This is a genomic window from Rossellomorea sp. YZS02 (assembly GCF_033963925.1).
GTDB lineage: Bacteria > Bacillota > Bacilli > Bacillales > Bacillaceae_B > Rossellomorea.
Genome location: NZ_JAXBLY010000025.1, coordinates 1 through 18,534, shown reverse-complemented (window position 1 = coordinate 18,534; position 18,534 = coordinate 1). Strand labels below are relative to the sequence as shown.

The following is an 18,534-nucleotide window of genomic DNA, read 5'->3' as shown; positions in this document are numbered from 1 at the left end:
GCGTAGGCAAAAGAAAGGAGTGACCGTAGGTGATTACTAAGCCAGATAAGAACAAAACACGTAAGAAAAGACATGCTCGTGTCCGTTCAAAGATTACTGGAACTGAAACTCGTCCTCGTTTGAACGTTTTCCGTTCTAACAAAAATATCTACGCTCAACTTATCGATGATATGAATGGTGTTACTCTAGTTAGTGCATCTTCTCAAGATAAAGATTTCAACCTAGATTCTTCTGCTACAACTGATGCAGCAGCAAAAGTTGGAGAACTAGTTGCGAAACGTGCAGTAGAAAAAGGATTAAAATCCGTAGTATTTGACCGTGGTGGATATTTATATCATGGCCGTATCAAAGCTTTAGCTGAAGCAGCTCGTGAAAACGGCTTAGAATTTTAATAAAAAAAGGAGGGACAATCCAGATGCGTCGTATTGATCCAAGCAAACTAGAATTTGAAGAACGCGTAGTTACAATCAATCGTGTTGCGAAAGTAGTTAAAGGTGGACGTCGTTTCCGTTTCGCTGCTCTTGTAGTAGTGGGCGACAAAAACGGTCACGTTGGTTTCGGAACTGGTAAAGCTCAGGAAGTACCTGATGCAATCCGTAAAGCGATTGAAGATGCGAAGAAAAATCTAATTGAAGTTCCTATGGTTGAAGGTACAACTCCTCACCTAGTAACTGGACGATTTGGTGCTGGTCAGATCCTGATCAAACCTGCTTCTGCGGGTACAGGAATCATCGCCGGTGGACCTGTTCGTGCCGTACTTGAATTAGCTGGTGTTCAAGATATCCTATCTAAATCATTAGGATCTAACACTCCAATTAACATGGTTCGCGCTACTATCGAAGGTTTAAAACAATTAAAGCGTGCTGAAGACGTAGCTAAACTACGTGGTAAATCAGTAGAAGAGATCTTAGGTTAAGGGAGGGATAACGATGGCTAACAAACTAGAAATTACCCTCACTCGCAGCATCATTGGCCGTCCTCAAGATCAACGCAAAACGGTTGAAGCTTTAGGACTTCGCAAAATGCACCAAACAGTTGAGCAACAAGATAATGCTGCTATCCGCGGTATGATCAACAAAGTGGCTCACCTTGTTACAGTAACTGAAAAATAATTCTTAACGCTTAAAAAGAAGGAGGTGCCGACATGAAATTACATGAGTTAAAGCCTACAGAAGGTTCACGTAAAGTCCGCAATCGTGTAGGACGTGGTATTGGTTCAGGTAATGGAAAGACTGCTGGTAAAGGTCATAAAGGACAAAACGCCCGTTCAGGTGGCGGAACTCGTCCTGGCTTCGAGGGTGGTCAAACACCATTGTTCCAACGTCTACCAAAACGTGGATTCACGAACATCAATCGTAAAGAATATGCAATCGTCAATCTTGACGCATTGAATCGCTTCGAAGATGGTACAGAAGTTACTCCAGCTCTACTTGTAGAATCTGGTGTAGTGAGAAACGAAAAAGCAGGAATTAAGATTCTTGGTAAAGGTTCAATCGAGAAAAAGCTTACAGTAAAAGCAAACAAATTCTCAACCACTGCTAAAGAAGCTATCGAAGCTGCTGGCGGTACATCCGAGGTGATCTAATGTTTCAAACTGTCTCCAATTTTATGCGCGTGGGTGATATAAGAAACAAAATTATCTTCACCCTTCTAATGTTAATTGTCTTTCGTCTTGGTACCTTTATTCCGGTACCAAACGTAGACGCTAATGTACTAAAAATGCAAGACCAGGCAGGGATCCTTGGATTCCTGAATACATTTGGTGGCGGTGCGTTAAAGAACTTCTCCATCTTCGCGATGGGAATCATGCCTTATATCACGGCTTCGATCATTGTACAGCTCCTGCAAATGGATGTTGTGCCGAAGTTTACTGAGTGGTCTAAGCAAGGTGAAGTCGGGCGCCGTAAACTAGCTCAGTTCACACGTTATTTCACTATCATTCTAGGGTTTATCCAAGCTTTAGGTATGTCCTATGGCTTCAATAGAATTTACGGTGGAATGCTTATCCAAAGCCCGGGAGTCAGTACGTACCTACTAATAGCGTTAGTTCTAACAGCTGGTACGGCTTTTCTTATGTGGTTGGGTGAACAAATCACGGCTAAAGGTGTTGGGAATGGTATTTCGATCCTGATCTTTGCGGGTATCGTCGCTGCGATCCCTAACACTGTCAACCAAATCTATGCTCAACAAATCGAGGGGGCAGGCGAACAGCTCTTCCTTCGCATTGTGGTTCTTGCACTTCTTGTTTTAGCGGTTATTGCAATCGTGGTTGGTGTCGTGTTTATCCAACAAGCACTTCGTAAAATTCCGATTCAATATGCAAAACGTTTAGTGGGGCGTAGTCCGGTTGGTGGACAATCAACACATCTACCATTAAAGGTAAATGCTGCGGGTGTTATTCCAGTTATCTTTGCGATATCTTTCATTATCACGCCACAGACCATTTCATCCTTCTTTGGAGATAATGATGTGACCAGTACTATCCAGTACATTTTTGATTACACCAAACCAGTTGGTATGATCATCTATGTAGCTCTGATCGTTGCCTTTACGTATTTCTATGCTTTCATTCAAGTGAATCCAGAACAAATGGCTGAAAACTTGAAGAAGCAAGGTGGATATATCCCTGGTATTCGTCCAGGTAAAACCACACAAGAGTATCTCACTCGCGTTCTGTATCGTCTAACATTTGTTGGGGCTATCTTCTTAGCTGTCATTTCAGTCCTACCAGTTTTCTTCATTAACTTTGCAGGATTACCTCCTGCAGCTCAAATCGGTGGAACAAGCTTACTGATCGTAGTAGGGGTTGCACTTGAGACAATGAAGCAACTAGAGGCACAGTTAGTGAAACGTCACTACAAAGGATTCATTAAATAAGAGGGTTTTCGGGAACGTATCGTTCCTGAAACCATTTTATAGACAATTAGGGGGAGTACGAGTGAATATAGTTCTTATGGGCTTACCAGGCGCAGGAAAAGGCACTCAAGCTGAAAAGATCGTAGATAAATATGGTATCCCCCATATCTCTACAGGCGATATGTTCCGTGCAGCTATTAAAGAAGGTACTGAACTAGGCTTGAAGGCTAAATCATTCATGGATAATGGCGATCTTGTTCCTGATGAAGTAACAATCGGCATCGTACGTGAACGATTAAGCAAAGCGGACTGTGAAAAAGGCTTCTTACTGGATGGGTTTCCGAGAACGGTTGCTCAGGCAGAAGCACTTGAAAACATCCTAGCTGATCTTGGTAAAAAAATGAATTATGTCATTAATATAAATGTAGATAAGGACATCCTGATGGAGCGCTTGACAGGTCGCAGAATCTGTAAAGAGTGCGGCGCTACTTATCATCTTGTCTTTAACCCGCCAACAGAAGAGGGTGTTTGTGATCGCTGCGGCGGCGAGTTATATCAACGCGCAGATGATAACGAAGAAACAGTTCAAAACCGTTTGGACGTAAACATCACACAAACCCAACCACTATTGGCTTACTACGAAGATAAGGGCTATCTGAAAAACATTGACGGTCAACAAGACATCCATAGAGTGTTTGATGACATTGATGAACTACTTGGAGGCCTTTCATAATGATCATTTCTAAAACTCCGAGAGAGATTGAGATTATGCGGCATGCTGGTAAGATCGTTGCATTAACTCATGCGGAATTGCAAAAGTATATTTCTCCGGGAATTACGACGAAAGAATTGGATGCAATTGCTGAAAAATTCATTCGTAAACATGATGCAATTCCATCTTTTAAAGGGTATAATGGGTTTCGTGGCAGCATCTGTGCTTCAGTCAACAATGAGTTGGTACATGGAATTCCAGGCGATCGGGTATTGAAGGATGGCGATATAATCAGTATCGATATCGGTGCTAAATATAACGGTTATCACGGTGACTCAGCTTGGACATATCCAGTTGGAACAATAGATGATGAAACCCAGAAGCTTCTGGATGTTACAGAGGAATCATTATTCCTTGGACTAAAAGAAGCGAAACCAGGCGAGCGTCTGTCGAATATCTCTCATAGTATACAAACTTTTGTTGAGGCTAATGGCTTTTCGATCGTTCGGGAGTATGTGGGACACGGAGTTGGTCAAGACTTACATGAGGACCCGCAAATCCCTCATTATGGACCACCCAACAAAGGTCCGCGTCTGAAGCCTGGCATGGTACTGGCTATTGAACCAATGGTTAATGCAGGTAGTCGATATGTTAGAACGTTATCAGATAACTGGACAGTCGTCACAGTAGATGATAAAATGTGTGCGCACTTTGAACACACCATTGCAATTACTGAAGACGGCTATGAGATATTGACGAAAGCCTAAGTGAAGGTGATTGGATTGATCGAGTCAGATACGACGGTTCCGAGGATTGGCCAGATTGTTCAAACCCTTAAAGGGAGAGAAACAGGAAGCTACTCGGTCGTTGTTCAGCAGTTGGATGAACGTTTTGTACTCATAGCGGATGGGGATAGACGAAAGTTTGATCGCGCCAAGCGAAAGAACATCGCTCATCTTCACTTGTGTGACTATGTTTCTCCAGAAGTTCAAAACAGTATTATAGAATCAGGCAGAGTAACGAACGGTAAACTGCGTTATGCTGTTTCAAAGTTTGTTAACGAAGTGTTAAATGATGAGAAGAAGGGAGACATGTTCGATGGCTAAGGATGATGTAATTGAAGTTGAAGGTAAGGTCGCCGAGACTTTGCCCAATGCGATGTTTAAGGTAGAATTAGAAAATGGTCATACAGTACTGGCACATGTTTCAGGAAAGATCCGTATGCATTTCATTCGTATCCTACCTGGTGACAAGGTAACAGTAGAATTATCACCGTATGACTTAACTCGTGGTAGAATCACTTATCGTTATAAATAATCTATTGCACTCCGTACTATTAAGGAGGTTAGAATAAGATGAAAGTTAGACCATCTGTTAAGCCGATCTGCGAAAAATGTAAAGTTATTCGTAGAAAAGGTAAAGTCATGGTTATCTGTGAAAACCCTAAACACAAACAAAAACAAGGCTAATCTTAAAGGAGGTGCGCTATCACTATGGCACGTATTGCTGGTGTAGACATTCCACGTGACAAACGTGTTGTCATTTCATTAACATACATCTACGGTATTGGTAAAAATACTGCAGCGAAAATCTTATCTGAAGCTGGTGTATCTGAGGATACTCGCGTTCGCGATCTTACTGACGACGAACTAGGAAAGATTCGTGATATCGTTGATAAATTAAAAGTAGAAGGTGATCTTCGTCGTGAAGTATCACTAAACATCAAACGTCTTATGGAAATCGGTTCATACCGCGGTCTTCGTCACCGTCGTGGACTACCTGTTCGTGGACAACATACGAAGAACAATGCTCGTACACGTAAAGGTCCTCGTAAGACTGTAGCTAACAAGAAAAAATAATAGGTAAAGGAGGTTACTTCTTAGTATGGCACGTAAAACTAATACTCGTAAACGTCGTGTGAAAAAGAATATCGAAGCTGGTATTGCACACATTCGTTCTACATTCAATAACACAATCGTAACTATTACTGATGTTCACGGAAATGCTGTTGCTTGGTCAAGTGCAGGTTCACTAGGATTCAGAGGTTCTCGTAAATCTACTCCATTCGCAGCGCAAATGGCAGCTGAAACAGCAGCTAAAGCTTCTCAAGAACATGGTCTAAAAACTCTTGAAGTAACAGTTAAAGGTCCTGGTGCTGGTCGTGAAGCAGCTATCCGTGCTCTTCAAGCAGCAGGTCTAGAAGTTACTGCAATCAGAGACGTTACTCCAGTTCCTCATAATGGATGCCGTCCACCAAAACGTCGCCGCGTTTAATTTTCTGTATAAATTTTGTATCGTTGTCTATAATGGGATATGATACAAGATACGTTCATTCAGAAAAGTAACCAGTTGTTGGTGCACAATAGGGAACGTAAACATGGGGAATTTCGGACTTTATCTTATTTAGCCCGGAGTTTCGACGTTTTGAAGGAGGGTAAATATTAATGATCGAAATTGAAAAGCCAAAAATTGAAACGGTTGAGATCAGCGATGATGCCACATATGGAAAGTTCGTCGTAGAACCACTTGAGCGTGGATATGGTACAACTTTGGGTAACTCCTTACGTCGTATCCTATTATCGTCACTCCCAGGTGCTGCTGTCACATCTATTCAAATAGATGGAGTACTGCATGAGTTTTCAACAATTGAAGGCGTCGTAGAGGATGTCACATCCATCATTTTGAATATCAAGAAGCTAGCGTTGAAGATCTACTCTGATGAAGAAAAAACGCTGGAGATTGATGTACAGGGTGAAGGAGTCGTGACGGCTGCTGATATTACTCATGATAGTGATGTTGAAGTGTTAAATCCTGATTTACACATCGCAACGTTATCTAAGAGTGGTCACTTCCGTGTGCGTTTAAGTGCATCCCGTGGTCGTGGGTACAGACCAGCAGACCAAAACAAACGTGAGGATCTTCCAATTGGCGTGATCCCAATCGATTCTATTTACACTCCAGTTTCACGCGTTAACTATCAAATAGAAAATACTCGTGTTGGTCAAATGACGAACTACGATAAACTTTCTCTTGATGTATGGACTGATGGAAGTATTGGACCAAAAGAAGCGATTTCTTTAGGTGCTAAGATTCTAACAGAACACTTAAATATTTTCGTTGGCCTTACAGATGAAGCGCAGAATGCTGAAATCATGGTAGAAAAAGAAGAAGACCAAAAAGAAAAAGTTCTTGAGATGACCATCGAAGAATTAGATCTTTCTGTTCGTTCTTATAACTGCCTGAAGCGTGCTGGAATCAATACTGTTCAAGAGCTTGCTAACAAGACTGAAGAAGATATGATGAAAGTGCGTAACCTAGGACGTAAATCCCTTGAAGAGGTTAAAGTTAAACTTGAAGACCTTGGACTCGGTTTACGTAAAGACGACTGATAACATCTTCTTTCATATATAGACTCAACAAAGGAGGGAACCCTTAATGGCTTACAGAAAGTTAGGACGTACCAGTGCTCAACGTAAAGCAATGCTACGTGATTTAGCTACAGACCTAATCATTAACGAGCGCATCGAAACAACTGAAACTCGTGCGAAAGAGCTTCGTTCAGTTGTGGAAAAAATGATCACACTCGGTAAACGTGGTGACATTCACGCGCGTCGTCAAGCTGGTGCATTCATTCGTAAAGAAGTTGCAAACGCTGAAAACAACCAAGATGCTTTACAAAAGTTATTCTCTGACATCGCTCCTCGTTACACAGAGCGTCAAGGCGGATATACTCGCATTATGAAGGTTGGTCCTCGCCGTGGTGACGGTGCTCCAATGGCAATCATCGAATTAGTTTAATAATTCGTGACTTCTAACATTAAGGGCGGGACAGTTAATCCTTAACTGCTTCTTTGCCCTTTTTGTATAAGTGCATGTGATGAAAAGCAGAGCGTTACGATGAGCAGCGCTGTCTGACTCGTCTAGCTCGTGCACCCCTTCCAACTTCTATGTTCATAGAAGCTGTTCAGTGGATGAACAAGAAAAGACTCTCTTTTCTTTGGTTGGGGTGCAGGCTTTTTTTTATATGCAAAGGTTTTAGCAGAGCTGAGTTAGGATAGCGTAGAGGAGGTTACAGAATTGAAAGAAATCATTAAAGTTGACGATGTGTATTTCAGATACCCTGATCAGGAAGCCTACGCCCTGAAAGGCATCAGCCTGACGGTCAATCAAGGTGAGTGGCTGGCGATTGTCGGTCATAATGGGTCAGGTAAATCCACCTTAGCCAAAATGTTGAATGGTCTACACTTCCCGGAGAAGGGACTTGTGACGGTGGATGGAATCACTCTTGCTGAAAACTCTATTTGGGACATCCGTTCAAAGCTAGGTATGGTTTTTCAGAATCCCGATAATCAGTTTGTTGGTGCTACAGTGGAAGATGATGTGGCTTTTGGGTTAGAAAACCATGGCGTACCGAATGAATCGATGGTACAGAGGGTCAATGATGCTTTAAAAAGTGTCCATATGGAAGATTTTCTTGATCAAGAGCCGCACCATTTATCAGGTGGTCAGAAGCAGCGAGTAGCGATTGCAGGCGTTGTAGCCTTACAGCCATCAATCATCATCTTAGATGAAGCAACATCGATGCTTGATCCAAAAGGAAGACAAGAGGTCCTTGAAACAGTACGGAAGCTGAAAGAGGAAGAGAACTTAACGGTGATCTCCATCACCCATGACCTGGAGGAAGCAACAAAGGCAGATCGAATGATTGTCTTAAATCAAGGGATGGTCTTTAAGGAAGGGATTCCAGAGGACATTTTCCTTCTGGAGGACGAGCTATTGAAGCTTGGCTTGGATTCCCCCTTTACCATTAAGCTTGCAGGAGCTTTGAAAGAAGCAGGTATTTCCTTGTCTAAAACTTATTTTACAGAAGAAGAGTTGGTGGATGAATTATGCAAATCACATTTCAACAGGTAGAATACCGATATTCATTCAACACTCCATTCGAAAAACTTGCCCTTGAAGATATTAATCTTTCGATCCCCACAGGTCAGTTTCTCGCGGTGATCGGCCATACCGGTTCAGGGAAGTCTACACTGTTGCAGCATCTAAACGGATTATTAAAACCCACAGAGGGACTCGTCCAAGTAGGTGAGCACGAAATCAAGGCAAAGCAAAAGGTGAAGAACTTAAAGCCGGTCAGACAGAAGGTAGGCATCGTCTTCCAATTCCCAGAACATCAGCTGTTTGAGGAAACCGTCCTCAAGGATATCTGCTACGGGCCCATGAATTTCGGGGTGTCGGAGGAAGAAGCGATCCGGAGAGCCAAAGAACTGATCGTTAAAGTGGGACTGTCAGAGGATGTACTGCAGAAATCCCCATTTGATCTGTCAGGCGGACAAATGAGACGTGTTGCCATTGCAGGTGTGCTGGCCATGAATCCTGAGGTCATTGTACTGGATGAGCCGACGGCCGGGCTTGATCCAAGGGGGCAACGGGAGATCATGGACATGTTCTATACCCTTCATAAGGAAAAAGGTCTGACCACGATTCTTGTGACTCATAGTATGGAGGATGCTGCTCATTACGCAGAAGAGATCGTCATCATGCAAAAAGGACGTTTAAAGAGAAAAGGAAGTCCCAGAGAAATTTTTTCAGGTGCCGATGAACTGTTTGAGATGGGATTGGACGTTCCCGATGTCGTCCGTTTTCAATATCAGTTTGAACAGAGGTCAGGGAAGAAACTTCCGAAGACTTGTTTAACGATAGATGAATTGGCATCAGCCATCCGTGCAACTCGGGATGGGGGTGAAGGGCTATGATGGAGAAAATGATTTTCGGTCGTTATGTACCGGCGAAATCCATCCTTCACCAAATGGATCCGAGGGCAAAGCTATTATTTATATTCGGGTTTATATGCGTCGTATTCCTGGCAAATAATGCTGTTACGTACGCACTGCTCGGTCTTTTTACGTTTAGCGCACTCATTTTATCCAATTTATCCATCCGATTCATCATCGGAGGACTGAAGCCCATTCTTTGGCTGATTCTGTTTACGTTCTTTTTACATGTGTTTTTCACAAAGGAAGGCCCGGTCATTCTTGACTTGGGGGTATTGTCTGTTCATGAAGAGGGTTTAAGGCAAGGGATTTTTATCTCTTTACGATTCTTTTATCTTATTCTTGTTACATCTTTATTAACGCTGACGACTTCTCCCATAACGATTACAGATGGACTTGAAACTCTTTTGAATCCATTGAAGAAAGTGAAGTTCCCTGTTCATGAACTGGCACTGATGATGTCGATTTCCCTTCGCTTTATCCCGACGTTAATGGAGGAGACCGACAAAATCATGAAGGCCCAGATCGCAAGGGGTGCCGAGTTTTCATCAGGCCCGATTAAAGACCGGATCAAGGCCATCATCCCTTTATTGATCCCTCTTTTCGTCAGTGCTTTTAAAAGGGCTGAAGACCTGGCGACCGCCATGGAAGCAAGAGGGTATCAAGGAGGAGAGGGGAGGACGAAATACCGCCTGTTATCCTGGCATAAGAAGGATACAGGAGCGTTAATTGTCCTTGCCCTCCTGACAGCTGTATTAATCATTTTCAGAGGATAACGGGAGTGTCGCGAATGCAAAGAGTGAAGTGTACCATCGCCTATGATGGGACGTCTTTTCATGGTTATCAGGTACAACCGAGAGAACGGACCGTCCAGGGTGTCCTGGAAGACGTCTTATCGTCCATCCATAAGGGTGAGAGAATACGTATCAGTGGTTCTGGCAGGACGGATGCAGGAGTACATGCCAATGGCCAGGTGTTTCATTTTGATACACCCCTATCCATTCCAGAAGAGAAATGGCCGGTTGTACTCAATACGAGGTTACCCGATGAGGTGACTGTGAAAGACGCTGCTTTTGTTTCCGCTGACTTCCACTCAAGGTTTTCGGTGGAGAAGAAGGAGTACCGCTACCGGGTCTATACGGGAGAATCGAGAAGTCCATTCAAACGTCACTTCGCCCTTCACTATCCTTATGGTCTTTCGGTGTCCGACATGGAGCGTGCTGCCAGTCACCTCATCGGTAAGCATGACTTCACCAGTTTCTGCTCGGCTAAGACAGAAGTAGAAGACAAAGTAAGGACGATCCACCATATTGGCATTCATGAGCATGAAGAAGAAATCATCTTTTCATTTGTGGGAAATGGATTTTTGTATAATATGGTGAGGATCCTGGTAGGTACTTTATTGGAGGTAGGTTCTGGGAATACTCCTGTAGAAGATATATCTGGAATACTGGAAGCCCGGGATCGTGATCGTGCAGGAAAGACCGCACCCCCGCATGGGTTGTATTTGTGGAAGGTGGATTATGGTTCTGCTGAGATTTAGAGACCGTTAAGCATTTTGAAAGAGGGTTATGTAGACCCCCTTTTGTTGATTGTAGCGGAAGGTGCTCGACTCCTGCGGGAATAGCGGGACAGCACGAAAAGCGGAGGCGGCTCGTTCAGCCCCGACAAGCATAAGATGAATGGGCTAAGAAGGCGTTCTTTTGCCTTCTTGGACCATTAAGCTTATGACCTCGAGGGGCTAGCCGCCGTAGCTGGACAGGTGAGACCCCACAGGCGAAGCCGAGGAGGCTCACCGCCCGCCCCGCGGAAAGCGAGCACCTGGAGCGGAAATCAACCACTACTATCTAATAGAAACCAATCTTTTAGGAACTTGTTTATTAAAGATGATAAACAAGTTCCACAAAAAAATACTAAAACAACTAATCCTGGTGTAACATTCTCTTGACAATAGACTGGGAACAAGATAATATAGCATATGGTATGTTATTAACCCCACGATAAGCCCCGGAAACTTATTGTGATTAGAAAATAAATACTACGGATTCATTAAATAGGAGGTTAAATCATGCGTACAACGTATATGGCAAAAGCCAACCAAATCGATCGTAAATGGTTCGTTGTAGATGCTGAAGGTAAAACTCTTGGACGTCTATCCAGTGAAGTTGCTTCAATTCTACGCGGAAAACACAAACCAACATTCACACCACATGTTGACACTGGTGATCATGTAATCATTCTTAATGCTTCAAAAATTGAATTAACTGGGAAGAAGTTAACGGACAAGATCTACTACCGTCACACAAATCACCCAGGTGGTTTAAAACAACGTACAGCATTAGAAATGCGTACAAACTACTCAGAGAAAATGCTTGAGCTTACTATTAAAGGTATGCTTCCAAAAGGTTCTCTAGGTCGTCAAATGTTCAAGAAATTACATGTATATGCTGGAGCAGAGCATCCACATCAAGCCCAACAACCTGAAGTTTACGAACTTCGTGGATAATTAATAAGAGGAGGTTATTATCTTGGCTCAAGTTCAATATTACGGAACTGGTCGTCGTAAGAGCTCAGTAGCTCGTGTACGTTTAGTACCAGGTAACGGAAACATTGTTATCAATGATCGTGAAGTAGAAGTTTATATCCCATTCGCAGCACTAAGAGAAGTAATTAAGCAACCACTAGTTGCAACTGAAACTCTTGGTAACTATGACGTTTTAGTAAACGTTAATGGTGGAGGCTATGCTGGTCAAGCTGGTGCGATCCGTCACGGAATCGCTCGTGCTTTACTACAAGCAGACCCTGAATACCGTGGAACACTAAAACGCGCTGGATTATTAACTCGTGACTCTCGTATGAAAGAGCGTAAAAAATACGGTCTTAAAGGTGCACGTCGCGCGCCACAATTCTCTAAGCGTTAATTATTATTTCACACAAAAGCTCAGCCGATTCTGTCGGCTGGGCTTTTTTTATTGCGTTAAGGGAGTTCGTTTTGAGGGACGGACCTCCAATTCTCATGAGATTCTGTACCAATATGCATTTATACCAAGAAACTATATCCTTTCGAAGGCTCATTATGGAGGTCCGTCCCTCAAAAAATTGGTAACAGTTACTCGAATGAAGTGCGGTGTTGGGTAGGAAAATACGTTCAAAGGGGTGGATGATTTGAACGTTATTACAACTTTCAATACAAAGAGAAGAGAAAAGCAAATTAAGACGGAAAGAACGTTACTGAAAGAAATTTCGATTAAGATGCTGCAGGAGAGCGTGAGGCGGCATTTTGGATATATAAAGGTTCAAGGCGGCGTATTTATGCAGCAGGGGTTTGATGAGGCATGTTTTGATGTAGCCATAGAAGCCTACTTACTCGGAGGCAAGGTGAGTAAATTCGGTTACTCAGGTGAAGACACAGAGTTAGTCAAAAAGCGCTGTGAGGAAGAAATGAAGCATTTTATCGATACGCTTTATAACTTCTGGTTGTACTGGTCTGAGATGGGTGTCTCCAATCAGGTCGATGAGTCCTTTTACTTTTGCTGTGAACACTTCGTTGAAACATGGTGGTCTGAAGGATATGAAAAAGGAATCAAGCGTCACAAACTGCGTTTGAATTAATTTCAGTTCTAAATCCCATTCTTGTCCCATATTTTTTAGTAAAGGCAGCGGGAATTCTTTTCCGTGGTTAAGACTGGAAATGGGAGGACTGGGATGGTTCAGAAACTGAAGGTTATCGGGATAATTTCTGCACTGGCTATATTATTATTTATCATTCAATATAAGATTTTAGACAAGGATACATGGGACTCTTGGAATCTTCCCCTATCAGGTAAAATCATTTATATAGATCCAGGGCATGGTGGACCGGATGGCGGAGCGGGTGATCAGAAAGCCCTGGAAAAGGATATTGCTCTAAATGTATCTTTAATGATACGGGATTATCTACAAGAACAAGGAGCTCTCGTGATCCTGACACGTGAGAAGGATGAAGATCTGGCAGATGAAGATACAAGAGGATATAGCCGACGGAAAGTGGAGGATTTAAAGAAAAGGCTCAGCTTAATTAATGAGTCAGAGGCGGATATGTTTCTTAGCATACACCTGAACTCCATTCCTTCTCCGAAATGGAGCGGGGCCCAAACGTTTTATAATCCTAAGTATGAAGAAAACAAAGCTCTTGCTAAAGCCATTCAAGGAGAACTTACTCGGAATTTAGAAAACACGACAAGAGAAGCAAAAGGTCTTCAAAATGTCTACATCCTAAAACACGCGAAAAAATCCGGTGCCCTCGTGGAGATTGGGTTCCTATCCAATCCAGGTGAGCGGGCAAACCTTCTAAAAGAGGATTACCAGCAAAAAATTGCTGCCTCTGTGTATCAAGGTGTACTCAACTACCTGACCATGGACGATAATGACAAAAAAGAAGCTGACGAGGAATAACTAAATGGTTTCGTTTTGAGGTGCTTTTTAAAAAATAAGTGCCGAATTGGCAGTTTGAATAGTATATGGAAAGTAGAACTCGCCGAGGAAATTTGGCGAGTTTCTTTATTGGGAATACAATTGAAATGTCTTGCCCTTTATAGAAGAACAAGCCAAAATAAAATAAGCGGAGATTTTCCGGTTATATTCAGAGTGGAACTTATATTGGTGTAAATAAGCGGAGGTGTTCCGACTATGCAAAAAAAATCACCTATTTTTGTATTCTTTTGAGTAAATAAGCGGAATCATTCCGTCTATTTCTGCCTTTTTAAATATTCATTACTAATCAAGCGGAATTTTTCAGTCTATTTGGTGAGATGGCCCGGCCGAACGTCCGTGAAAAGCGGAGTAGTTCCCCTCACCCTCTGGCACCTCTAAATGACAGAGCATTTGATAAATCGGGGTCTGGTGATAGCATATCAAAAGATCCTTATTTATTATTCAACAAAAGCATTCAAAACCTTTTGAGCATTCATTCAATGCAGAATATGTTATACTGAACACAGAAAGTTGAAAACGAATACATAAATAAAGGGTGGTTATTCATGTTAACGGAACAACAGACGCGAGAGCTATTATTTGGATTAAAAGATCCTTTTTTAAATAAAACGTTACAAGAAACAAATGGAGTTGTAGACATTTCCGTAAAAGAAGAAAAGAACCATGTCAGTGTGAAGATTGCCATCGCGAAGACAGGTACTGGGGAGCAAATGCAGTTCCAGCAACAAATTGTCCAAGTGTTAAAAGAGAACGGAGCGGAATCTGTAGGAATACGATTCACGGAGCTTCCCGAAGAGGAGCTTGAAAAGCATAGAGGAGCGGGTGGAGAAGGAACGGATTTATTATCCCCTGCAAGTAAGACAACCTTCATCGCGATTGCCAGCGGAAAAGGCGGAGTGGGGAAATCAACGGTATCCGTCAACCTGGCAGTATCTTTAGCCCGTCAAGGTAAAAAAGTGGGGCTGGTGGATGCCGACATTTATGGGTTTAGCGTACCAGATATGATGGGAATCGTGAAACGCCCAGTCGTGAGGGGAGAGAGAATTATTCCAGTAGAACGATTCGGCGTAAAGGTCATCTCCATGGGATTCTTCGTAGAAGATAACGCACCTGTCATTTGGAGAGGACCGATGCTTGGGAAAATGCTCAATAACTTCTTCTCTGAAGTCGAGTGGGGCGATTTAGACTATCTACTTCTCGATCTTCCTCCGGGGACTGGAGACGTGGCTCTCGACCTTCATACGATGCTTCCGCATTGTAAGGAGATCATCGTGACGACTCCGCATCCAACGGCAGCATTCGTAGCGGCTCGTGCAGGTGCAATGGCCCTTCAAACGGATCACGATATTCTAGGGGTAGTAGAAAACATGTCTTATTTTGAAAGCAAACTGACCGGTGAAAAGGAATTCGTATTCGGTCAAGGCGGAGGAGAGAAGCTTACAGAAGAACTCCGTACAGACTTATTAGGTAAGCTTCCGCTTCAACAGCCGGACTGGAATGAAGAGGATTTTGCTCCTTCTATTTATGCAGAAGATCACCGACTTGGTCAGATATATGGCGAAATCGCACATAAAGTGATTGAAAAGCTATCGTAGGGAAACAGCTAAAAAGGACAAATGCAGAAACTGCATTTGTCCTTTTGAAATTCCAGGATCAAACAAAGCGGTTACCAGCCTTATTGCCCGCCGCCTCCGCTGCCTGAGCCTCCGGTGTCCCCGGAACCTCCCTGACTATCTCCAGAAGAAGAAGATTCGCTTCCGCCGCCTTCACTTTTCCCCCCATCTTTCATTTCGCCGGCAGCCTTCAATAGTACATCCTGAAGTTTAGCCTTGAATAATGGGCTTTCAAATGTTTCGGTGATGACCTTTTGCAGATATTCTTTGTATTCCTGGCTTTTTAAGACTTCTGTAAGTTCTTTCTTGAATTCAGGATCCTTGAGGAGGTCCATCATCATTCCTTGATACTCGGGATCTTTCATCAAGTCTTTGAGTAATTTTTCGTTGCCGGATTTCATGCTTTTGGCCATGGCTTCTGCAAACTTCGGGTCCTCAAAGGATTTTTTCCAGAACTCTGTTCCTTTGTCGGATGTCAGCGTTTTGGAAATGGTATCCGTAACGACTTTCTGATCCATAATGAGCTCAGATTTCATTTTTTCATCTGACATGACTTCCTGGATGGCTTTTTTTCCATCGTCGGTCTTTAATATATCGACAACCATTTTCTTGGTTTCTTCATAATCCATTTTGCCACTGCCCGTTTCTCCACCACCGCTACAAGCGGATAGAAGAAGGACGGTCAGTAGAAAAAGAAAGGAATATTTTTTCATGGGTAGGCTCCTTCCATACAAATTCCCTTACATTTAATATGAGAAAAAACGAAAAAAATATGCACAGGGATAATTGGAATCTGGATTTTTTAAACATGCGTTGGTACAATCAAATGAGTGTATATTTTTTTATATGGGGGAAAATAGAAGTGACCATCCGCAATTGGATTCGTTTATTTATTCATACGTTAGTAATCGGTGGAGGCGTAACAGGTGTGGCCGCCCTTCTTATCAGATGGGATCAGTTCGGACCATATTTTCAAGACGGCGACGTGATTGGCATATTATCAAGTCTGCTTTGGTTCATATTTGTCGGATTTACATTCAGTGTCATCAGTCAAATGGGGTACTTTGCTTACTTGACCATTCATCAATTCGGAATGGGAATGTTTAAGAGCTTGTGGAATTCCGTTCAACTGGTACTGATTGCCCTTGTACTGTTTGATTTGATTTACTTCCGGTTCAGGGCATTTGCTGTAGAGGGTGAATCATATTCGCCGTATTTTCTGCTCGGCTTTGGAATTTTAGCGGTGGGCCTTATCGTGGCTTATGTAAAGAACAGACAATCAGAAGCTAAAACCAACACATTTGTATCAGCACTGTTTTTTATGATTGTAGTGACAACACTAGAATGGCTACCGGTGTTATTGGTGAATTCGGTGAGATGGCTGTATCTAATGCTACTAGCTTTACTTGCCTGTAACGCATTCCAGCTGTTACGCCTTCCTAAGTATATAGAGAAATCCCAAATAGAAAGAGAACAAAAGCACTCGGCCAAGAGCTGAAAAAAATCCCGCAGATGAACATATCTCATCTGCAGGATTTTTTTATTGTATTAAGGATGATTTGGCATCACCGTTTGAGATCATATCAGACACGGTAATGAAGTTACCTTTCTTTTTTAGCTCACTTACAATGGACGGCAAGGCATCCTTCGTCTGTTTGGCAGAATCTGATGCATGGAGAAGGACGATATCCCCTTTTTTAGCCTTGCTTACATTCTTAGTGATTTCTGCTACTCCGGGATTCGTCCAATCCTTGGAGTCGACACTCCAGTGGACGACTGTTAAGCCTAGAGAATCAGCCACCTTTAACGTTTCTTTGTTCAAATGACCAGTTGGTACCCGTAATAATTTCACTTCTTTCACATTCAGTTTCTTAAAGACGGTATCGGCTTTCAATATATCCTGCTTAATCTTACTCGGTTCCATCTCCGTATAGTCGGAATAAGCATAGCCGAGATTTCCGATTTCATAGCCCTGCTTCACGATTTGTTCCACTAGATCAGGATGACGTTCAGCCCAGGCTCCCGAAAGAAAGAAGGTAGCGGATGTAACATTCCTCTTCTTCAATTCCTCAAGAATAGGCTTGGCCTTTTCATCCCCCCAACCAATGTTAAAGGTAATCGCTATTCCCTTTTCCCCTTTGTAAATCGCTTTCGGACCATCTTTCGTACCAAATACGGAAAGGCTCGAGAGGTTACTGCTATATACAAACAAAGCAGTAAAGAAAGAGATCACGATGATCAGACTAATTTGCTTTAATTTCTTAGCGTTCACTGTATGAAACGTATTCACAGAATCATCCCTCCGTTCAACCGTCTATCTTTATTAAAGATATGCATGTCCCCGGAAAAAATATCTATCTGATGAAAAAATGATTATAAATTTCACTTAATGGAAAAAACTACAAATACAAACATAAAGGGGTGACATACTTGCTGGGGTTAATGATTAATGATAGAGAGAAACAGGAAATAGAGTATTTATTGAAAAGAGAAATGGATGAAATCCTATTTGATCTAAAAGATTCTCGAATTGATCATATCGTTAAGAGAGCAATGGATGAACGGTATAAAATCTTATTTTCCCTTTTTAAACGATTTGCGAGTCATAAGGAATGTTTGAAATATATGAAGACGGCAGCCAAGAAAGAAACCTATTAATGGCAAGAAAGCTCCTGTTTTAAGTTTATGGACAAGCAGGAGCTGCAACCTCATCAATGGAAATAGGCTGTCCATAATGAGGAGAATCTCTTAAGGAGAAGTGATGGATGTAAAAGAAGTAATGTGCTTGAAATAATTTATTAAAAAAGTTCACAAAATGTATTGACCCTTATTTAAAAACTTGATATAGTAATAAACGTCGCTGAAACACAATGAATTATTTAGAAGAAACACCAATAAATAATTTTGAAAAACAGTTGACATCACAAAGTGATTTGTGATAAATTAATAAAGTCGCTTCTAACGGAGTGATCGCATATTGAACCTTGAAAACTGAACAAAACAAGACAATACGTCAACGTTAATTCTAGATTTATTTTTAAAGAGCTATTCAAACTTTTATCGGAGAGTTTGATCCTGGCTCAGGACGAACGCTGGCGGCGTG

The 18,534-nt window shown here is 42.3% G+C and carries 27 protein-coding genes; 25 read left to right on the top strand and 2 right to left on the bottom strand.

The window, feature by feature from the left end:
- The first annotated feature begins 29 nt into the window (after positions 1–29).
- From rplR to SLH55_RS20300, 23 genes are all read left to right on the top strand, one after another.
- The gene (rplR, locus tag SLH55_RS20410) at positions 30–392 is read left to right on the top strand and encodes a 50S ribosomal protein L18 (RefSeq protein ID WP_034765960.1); all 363 of its coding nucleotides are present in this window, start codon (positions 30–32) and stop codon (positions 390–392) included.
- Between the two features lie 23 nt (positions 393–415).
- On the top strand, positions 416–916 hold the full coding sequence (rpsE, locus tag SLH55_RS20405) for a 30S ribosomal protein S5 (protein ID WP_044340531.1): 501 nt from the start codon (positions 416–418) through the stop codon (positions 914–916).
- 13 nt (positions 917–929) lie between these two features.
- Complete coding sequence (gene rpmD, locus SLH55_RS20400; RefSeq protein WP_034765956.1) at positions 930–1,112, top strand: 50S ribosomal protein L30; 183 nt, start codon at positions 930–932, stop codon at positions 1,110–1,112.
- 32 nt (positions 1,113–1,144) lie between these two features.
- Positions 1,145–1,585 carry a 50S ribosomal protein L15 gene (gene rplO, locus SLH55_RS20395; protein WP_206857904.1) on the top strand — a complete coding sequence of 147 codons (441 nt, stop codon included), beginning with the start codon at positions 1,145–1,147 and terminating at the stop codon, positions 1,583–1,585.
- The gene (gene secY / locus SLH55_RS20390; protein WP_219166398.1) at positions 1,585–2,877 is read left to right on the top strand and encodes a preprotein translocase subunit SecY; all 1,293 of its coding nucleotides are present in this window, start codon (positions 1,585–1,587) and stop codon (positions 2,875–2,877) included. The genes rplO and secY overlap by 1 nt, the downstream gene beginning before the upstream one ends.
- Positions 2,878–2,938: 61 nt before the next feature.
- Positions 2,939–3,589, top strand: a complete 651-nt coding sequence (locus SLH55_RS20385; protein WP_320324380.1) for an adenylate kinase — start codon at positions 2,939–2,941, stop codon at positions 3,587–3,589.
- Positions 3,589–4,335: a type I methionyl aminopeptidase gene (gene map, locus SLH55_RS20380; protein ID WP_206857900.1), complete on the top strand. Its 747-nt coding sequence runs from the start codon at positions 3,589–3,591 to the stop codon at positions 4,333–4,335. The genes SLH55_RS20385 and map overlap by 1 nt, the downstream gene beginning before the upstream one ends.
- Positions 4,336–4,353: 18 nt before the next feature.
- Positions 4,354–4,674, top strand: a complete 321-nt coding sequence (locus tag SLH55_RS20375) for an RNA-binding protein (RefSeq protein ID WP_374939755.1) — start codon at positions 4,354–4,356, stop codon at positions 4,672–4,674.
- Positions 4,667–4,885 (top strand): translation initiation factor IF-1, encoded by a 219-nt coding sequence (gene infA, locus SLH55_RS20370; RefSeq protein ID WP_034765945.1) that lies wholly within the window; start codon positions 4,667–4,669, stop codon positions 4,883–4,885. Before SLH55_RS20375 ends, infA begins: the two co-directional genes overlap by 8 nt.
- Before the next feature lie 38 nt (positions 4,886–4,923).
- Positions 4,924–5,037, top strand: a complete 114-nt coding sequence (gene rpmJ / locus SLH55_RS20365; RefSeq protein WP_003156543.1) for a 50S ribosomal protein L36 — start codon at positions 4,924–4,926, stop codon at positions 5,035–5,037.
- Between the two features lie 24 nt (positions 5,038–5,061).
- The gene (gene rpsM / locus SLH55_RS20360; protein WP_034765943.1) at positions 5,062–5,427 is read left to right on the top strand and encodes a 30S ribosomal protein S13; all 366 of its coding nucleotides are present in this window, start codon (positions 5,062–5,064) and stop codon (positions 5,425–5,427) included.
- A gap of 25 nt (positions 5,428–5,452) precedes the next feature.
- Positions 5,453–5,842: a 30S ribosomal protein S11 gene (rpsK, locus tag SLH55_RS20355; protein WP_032085294.1), complete on the top strand. Its 390-nt coding sequence runs from the start codon at positions 5,453–5,455 to the stop codon at positions 5,840–5,842.
- Between the two features lie 170 nt (positions 5,843–6,012).
- Entirely contained in the window at positions 6,013–6,957 is a 945-nt protein-coding gene (locus tag SLH55_RS20350) for a DNA-directed RNA polymerase subunit alpha (protein ID WP_034765941.1), read from the top strand.
- Between the two features lie 46 nt (positions 6,958–7,003).
- The gene (gene rplQ / locus SLH55_RS20345; RefSeq protein WP_034765940.1) at positions 7,004–7,366 is read left to right on the top strand and encodes a 50S ribosomal protein L17; all 363 of its coding nucleotides are present in this window, start codon (positions 7,004–7,006) and stop codon (positions 7,364–7,366) included.
- Between the two features lie 279 nt (positions 7,367–7,645).
- The gene (locus SLH55_RS20340) at positions 7,646–8,482 is read left to right on the top strand and encodes an energy-coupling factor ABC transporter ATP-binding protein (protein ID WP_320324379.1); all 837 of its coding nucleotides are present in this window, start codon (positions 7,646–7,648) and stop codon (positions 8,480–8,482) included.
- A complete protein-coding gene (locus SLH55_RS20335; RefSeq protein ID WP_320324378.1) occupies positions 8,458–9,327 on the top strand; it encodes an energy-coupling factor ABC transporter ATP-binding protein in 870 nt (289 codons plus the stop codon). The genes SLH55_RS20340 and SLH55_RS20335 overlap by 25 nt, the downstream gene beginning before the upstream one ends.
- Positions 9,324–10,121, top strand: a complete 798-nt coding sequence (locus tag SLH55_RS20330; RefSeq protein WP_226677476.1) for an energy-coupling factor transporter transmembrane component T family protein — start codon at positions 9,324–9,326, stop codon at positions 10,119–10,121. The genes SLH55_RS20335 and SLH55_RS20330 overlap by 4 nt, the downstream gene beginning before the upstream one ends.
- A 14-nt stretch (positions 10,122–10,135) precedes the next feature.
- Positions 10,136–10,888: a tRNA pseudouridine(38-40) synthase TruA gene (gene truA, locus SLH55_RS20325; protein ID WP_320324377.1), complete on the top strand. Its 753-nt coding sequence runs from the start codon at positions 10,136–10,138 to the stop codon at positions 10,886–10,888.
- A gap of 525 nt (positions 10,889–11,413) precedes the next feature.
- A complete protein-coding gene (gene rplM, locus SLH55_RS20320) occupies positions 11,414–11,851 on the top strand; it encodes a 50S ribosomal protein L13 (RefSeq protein ID WP_034765935.1) in 438 nt (145 codons plus the stop codon).
- A gap of 22 nt (positions 11,852–11,873) precedes the next feature.
- Positions 11,874–12,266, top strand: a complete 393-nt coding sequence (gene rpsI / locus SLH55_RS20315) for a 30S ribosomal protein S9 (protein ID WP_034765933.1) — start codon at positions 11,874–11,876, stop codon at positions 12,264–12,266.
- Positions 12,267–12,510: 244 nt separating this feature from the next.
- Positions 12,511–12,957, top strand: a complete 447-nt coding sequence (locus SLH55_RS20310; RefSeq protein ID WP_219166405.1) for a DUF2521 family protein — start codon at positions 12,511–12,513, stop codon at positions 12,955–12,957.
- Positions 12,958–13,050: 93 nt separating this feature from the next.
- Positions 13,051–13,779, top strand: coding sequence for an N-acetylmuramoyl-L-alanine amidase CwlD (gene cwlD / locus SLH55_RS20305; RefSeq protein WP_219166406.1), 729 nt, complete (start codon positions 13,051–13,053; stop codon positions 13,777–13,779).
- Positions 13,780–14,363: 584 nt separating this feature from the next.
- A complete protein-coding gene (locus tag SLH55_RS20300; RefSeq protein ID WP_219166407.1) occupies positions 14,364–15,413 on the top strand; it encodes an Mrp/NBP35 family ATP-binding protein in 1,050 nt (349 codons plus the stop codon).
- A gap of 80 nt (positions 15,414–15,493) precedes the next feature.
- Here SLH55_RS20300 and gerD read toward each other — a convergent pair whose 3' ends face one another.
- Entirely contained in the window at positions 15,494–16,144 is a 651-nt protein-coding gene (gene gerD / locus SLH55_RS20295) for a spore germination lipoprotein GerD (protein ID WP_219166408.1), read from the bottom strand.
- Positions 16,145–16,293: 149 nt separating this feature from the next.
- Here gerD and SLH55_RS20290 point away from each other — a divergent pair, with 149 nt between their 5' ends.
- Positions 16,294–16,929 carry a KinB-signaling pathway activation protein gene (locus SLH55_RS20290; RefSeq protein WP_320324376.1) on the top strand — a complete coding sequence of 212 codons (636 nt, stop codon included), beginning with the start codon at positions 16,294–16,296 and terminating at the stop codon, positions 16,927–16,929.
- 42 nt (positions 16,930–16,971) lie between these two features.
- Here SLH55_RS20290 and pdaB read toward each other — a convergent pair whose 3' ends face one another.
- Positions 16,972–17,721, bottom strand: coding sequence for a polysaccharide deacetylase family sporulation protein PdaB (gene pdaB / locus SLH55_RS20285; RefSeq protein WP_219166410.1), 750 nt, complete (start codon positions 17,719–17,721; stop codon positions 16,972–16,974).
- A 140-nt stretch (positions 17,722–17,861) separates the two neighbouring features.
- On the opposite strand from pdaB, the gene SLH55_RS20280 reads away from it, so the two are divergent.
- The gene (locus tag SLH55_RS20280) at positions 17,862–18,089 is read left to right on the top strand and encodes a hypothetical protein (RefSeq protein WP_113970914.1); all 228 of its coding nucleotides are present in this window, start codon (positions 17,862–17,864) and stop codon (positions 18,087–18,089) included.
- Positions 18,090–18,534: the final 445 nt, after the last annotated feature.

Excerpts from the sequence above, each read along its gene's own strand:
- SLH55_RS20330 (WP_226677476.1), top strand. The coding sequence starts at position 9,324 with ATGATGGAGAAAATGATTTTCGGTCGTTATGTACCGGCGAAATCCATC.
- secY (WP_219166398.1), top strand. The coding sequence starts at position 1,585 with ATGTTTCAAACTGTCTCCAATTTTATGCGCGTGGGTGATATAAGAAAC.
- SLH55_RS20300 (WP_219166407.1), top strand. The coding sequence starts at position 14,364 with ATGTTAACGGAACAACAGACGCGAGAGCTATTATTTGGATTAAAAGAT.
- infA (WP_034765945.1), top strand. The coding sequence starts at position 4,667 with ATGGCTAAGGATGATGTAATTGAAGTTGAAGGTAAGGTCGCCGAGACT.
- rplQ (WP_034765940.1), top strand. The coding sequence starts at position 7,004 with ATGGCTTACAGAAAGTTAGGACGTACCAGTGCTCAACGTAAAGCAATG.
- rpmJ (WP_003156543.1), top strand. The coding sequence starts at position 4,924 with ATGAAAGTTAGACCATCTGTTAAGCCGATCTGCGAAAAATGTAAAGTT.
- rplM (WP_034765935.1), top strand. The coding sequence starts at position 11,414 with ATGCGTACAACGTATATGGCAAAAGCCAACCAAATCGATCGTAAATGG.
- rpsE (WP_044340531.1), top strand. The coding sequence starts at position 416 with ATGCGTCGTATTGATCCAAGCAAACTAGAATTTGAAGAACGCGTAGTT.
- rpsK (WP_032085294.1), top strand. The coding sequence starts at position 5,453 with ATGGCACGTAAAACTAATACTCGTAAACGTCGTGTGAAAAAGAATATC.
- SLH55_RS20335 (WP_320324378.1), top strand. The coding sequence starts at position 8,458 with ATGCAAATCACATTTCAACAGGTAGAATACCGATATTCATTCAACACT.
- rpsM (WP_034765943.1), top strand. The coding sequence starts at position 5,062 with ATGGCACGTATTGCTGGTGTAGACATTCCACGTGACAAACGTGTTGTC.
- rpmD (WP_034765956.1), top strand. The coding sequence starts at position 930 with ATGGCTAACAAACTAGAAATTACCCTCACTCGCAGCATCATTGGCCGT.
- SLH55_RS20350 (WP_034765941.1), top strand. The coding sequence starts at position 6,013 with ATGATCGAAATTGAAAAGCCAAAAATTGAAACGGTTGAGATCAGCGAT.
- truA (WP_320324377.1), top strand. The coding sequence starts at position 10,136 with ATGCAAAGAGTGAAGTGTACCATCGCCTATGATGGGACGTCTTTTCAT.
- cwlD (WP_219166406.1), top strand. The coding sequence starts at position 13,051 with ATGGTTCAGAAACTGAAGGTTATCGGGATAATTTCTGCACTGGCTATA.
- rplO (WP_206857904.1), top strand. The coding sequence starts at position 1,145 with ATGAAATTACATGAGTTAAAGCCTACAGAAGGTTCACGTAAAGTCCGC.
- gerD (WP_219166408.1), bottom strand. The coding sequence starts at position 16,144 with ATGAAAAAATATTCCTTTCTTTTTCTACTGACCGTCCTTCTTCTATCC.
- map (WP_206857900.1), top strand. The coding sequence starts at position 3,589 with ATGATCATTTCTAAAACTCCGAGAGAGATTGAGATTATGCGGCATGCT.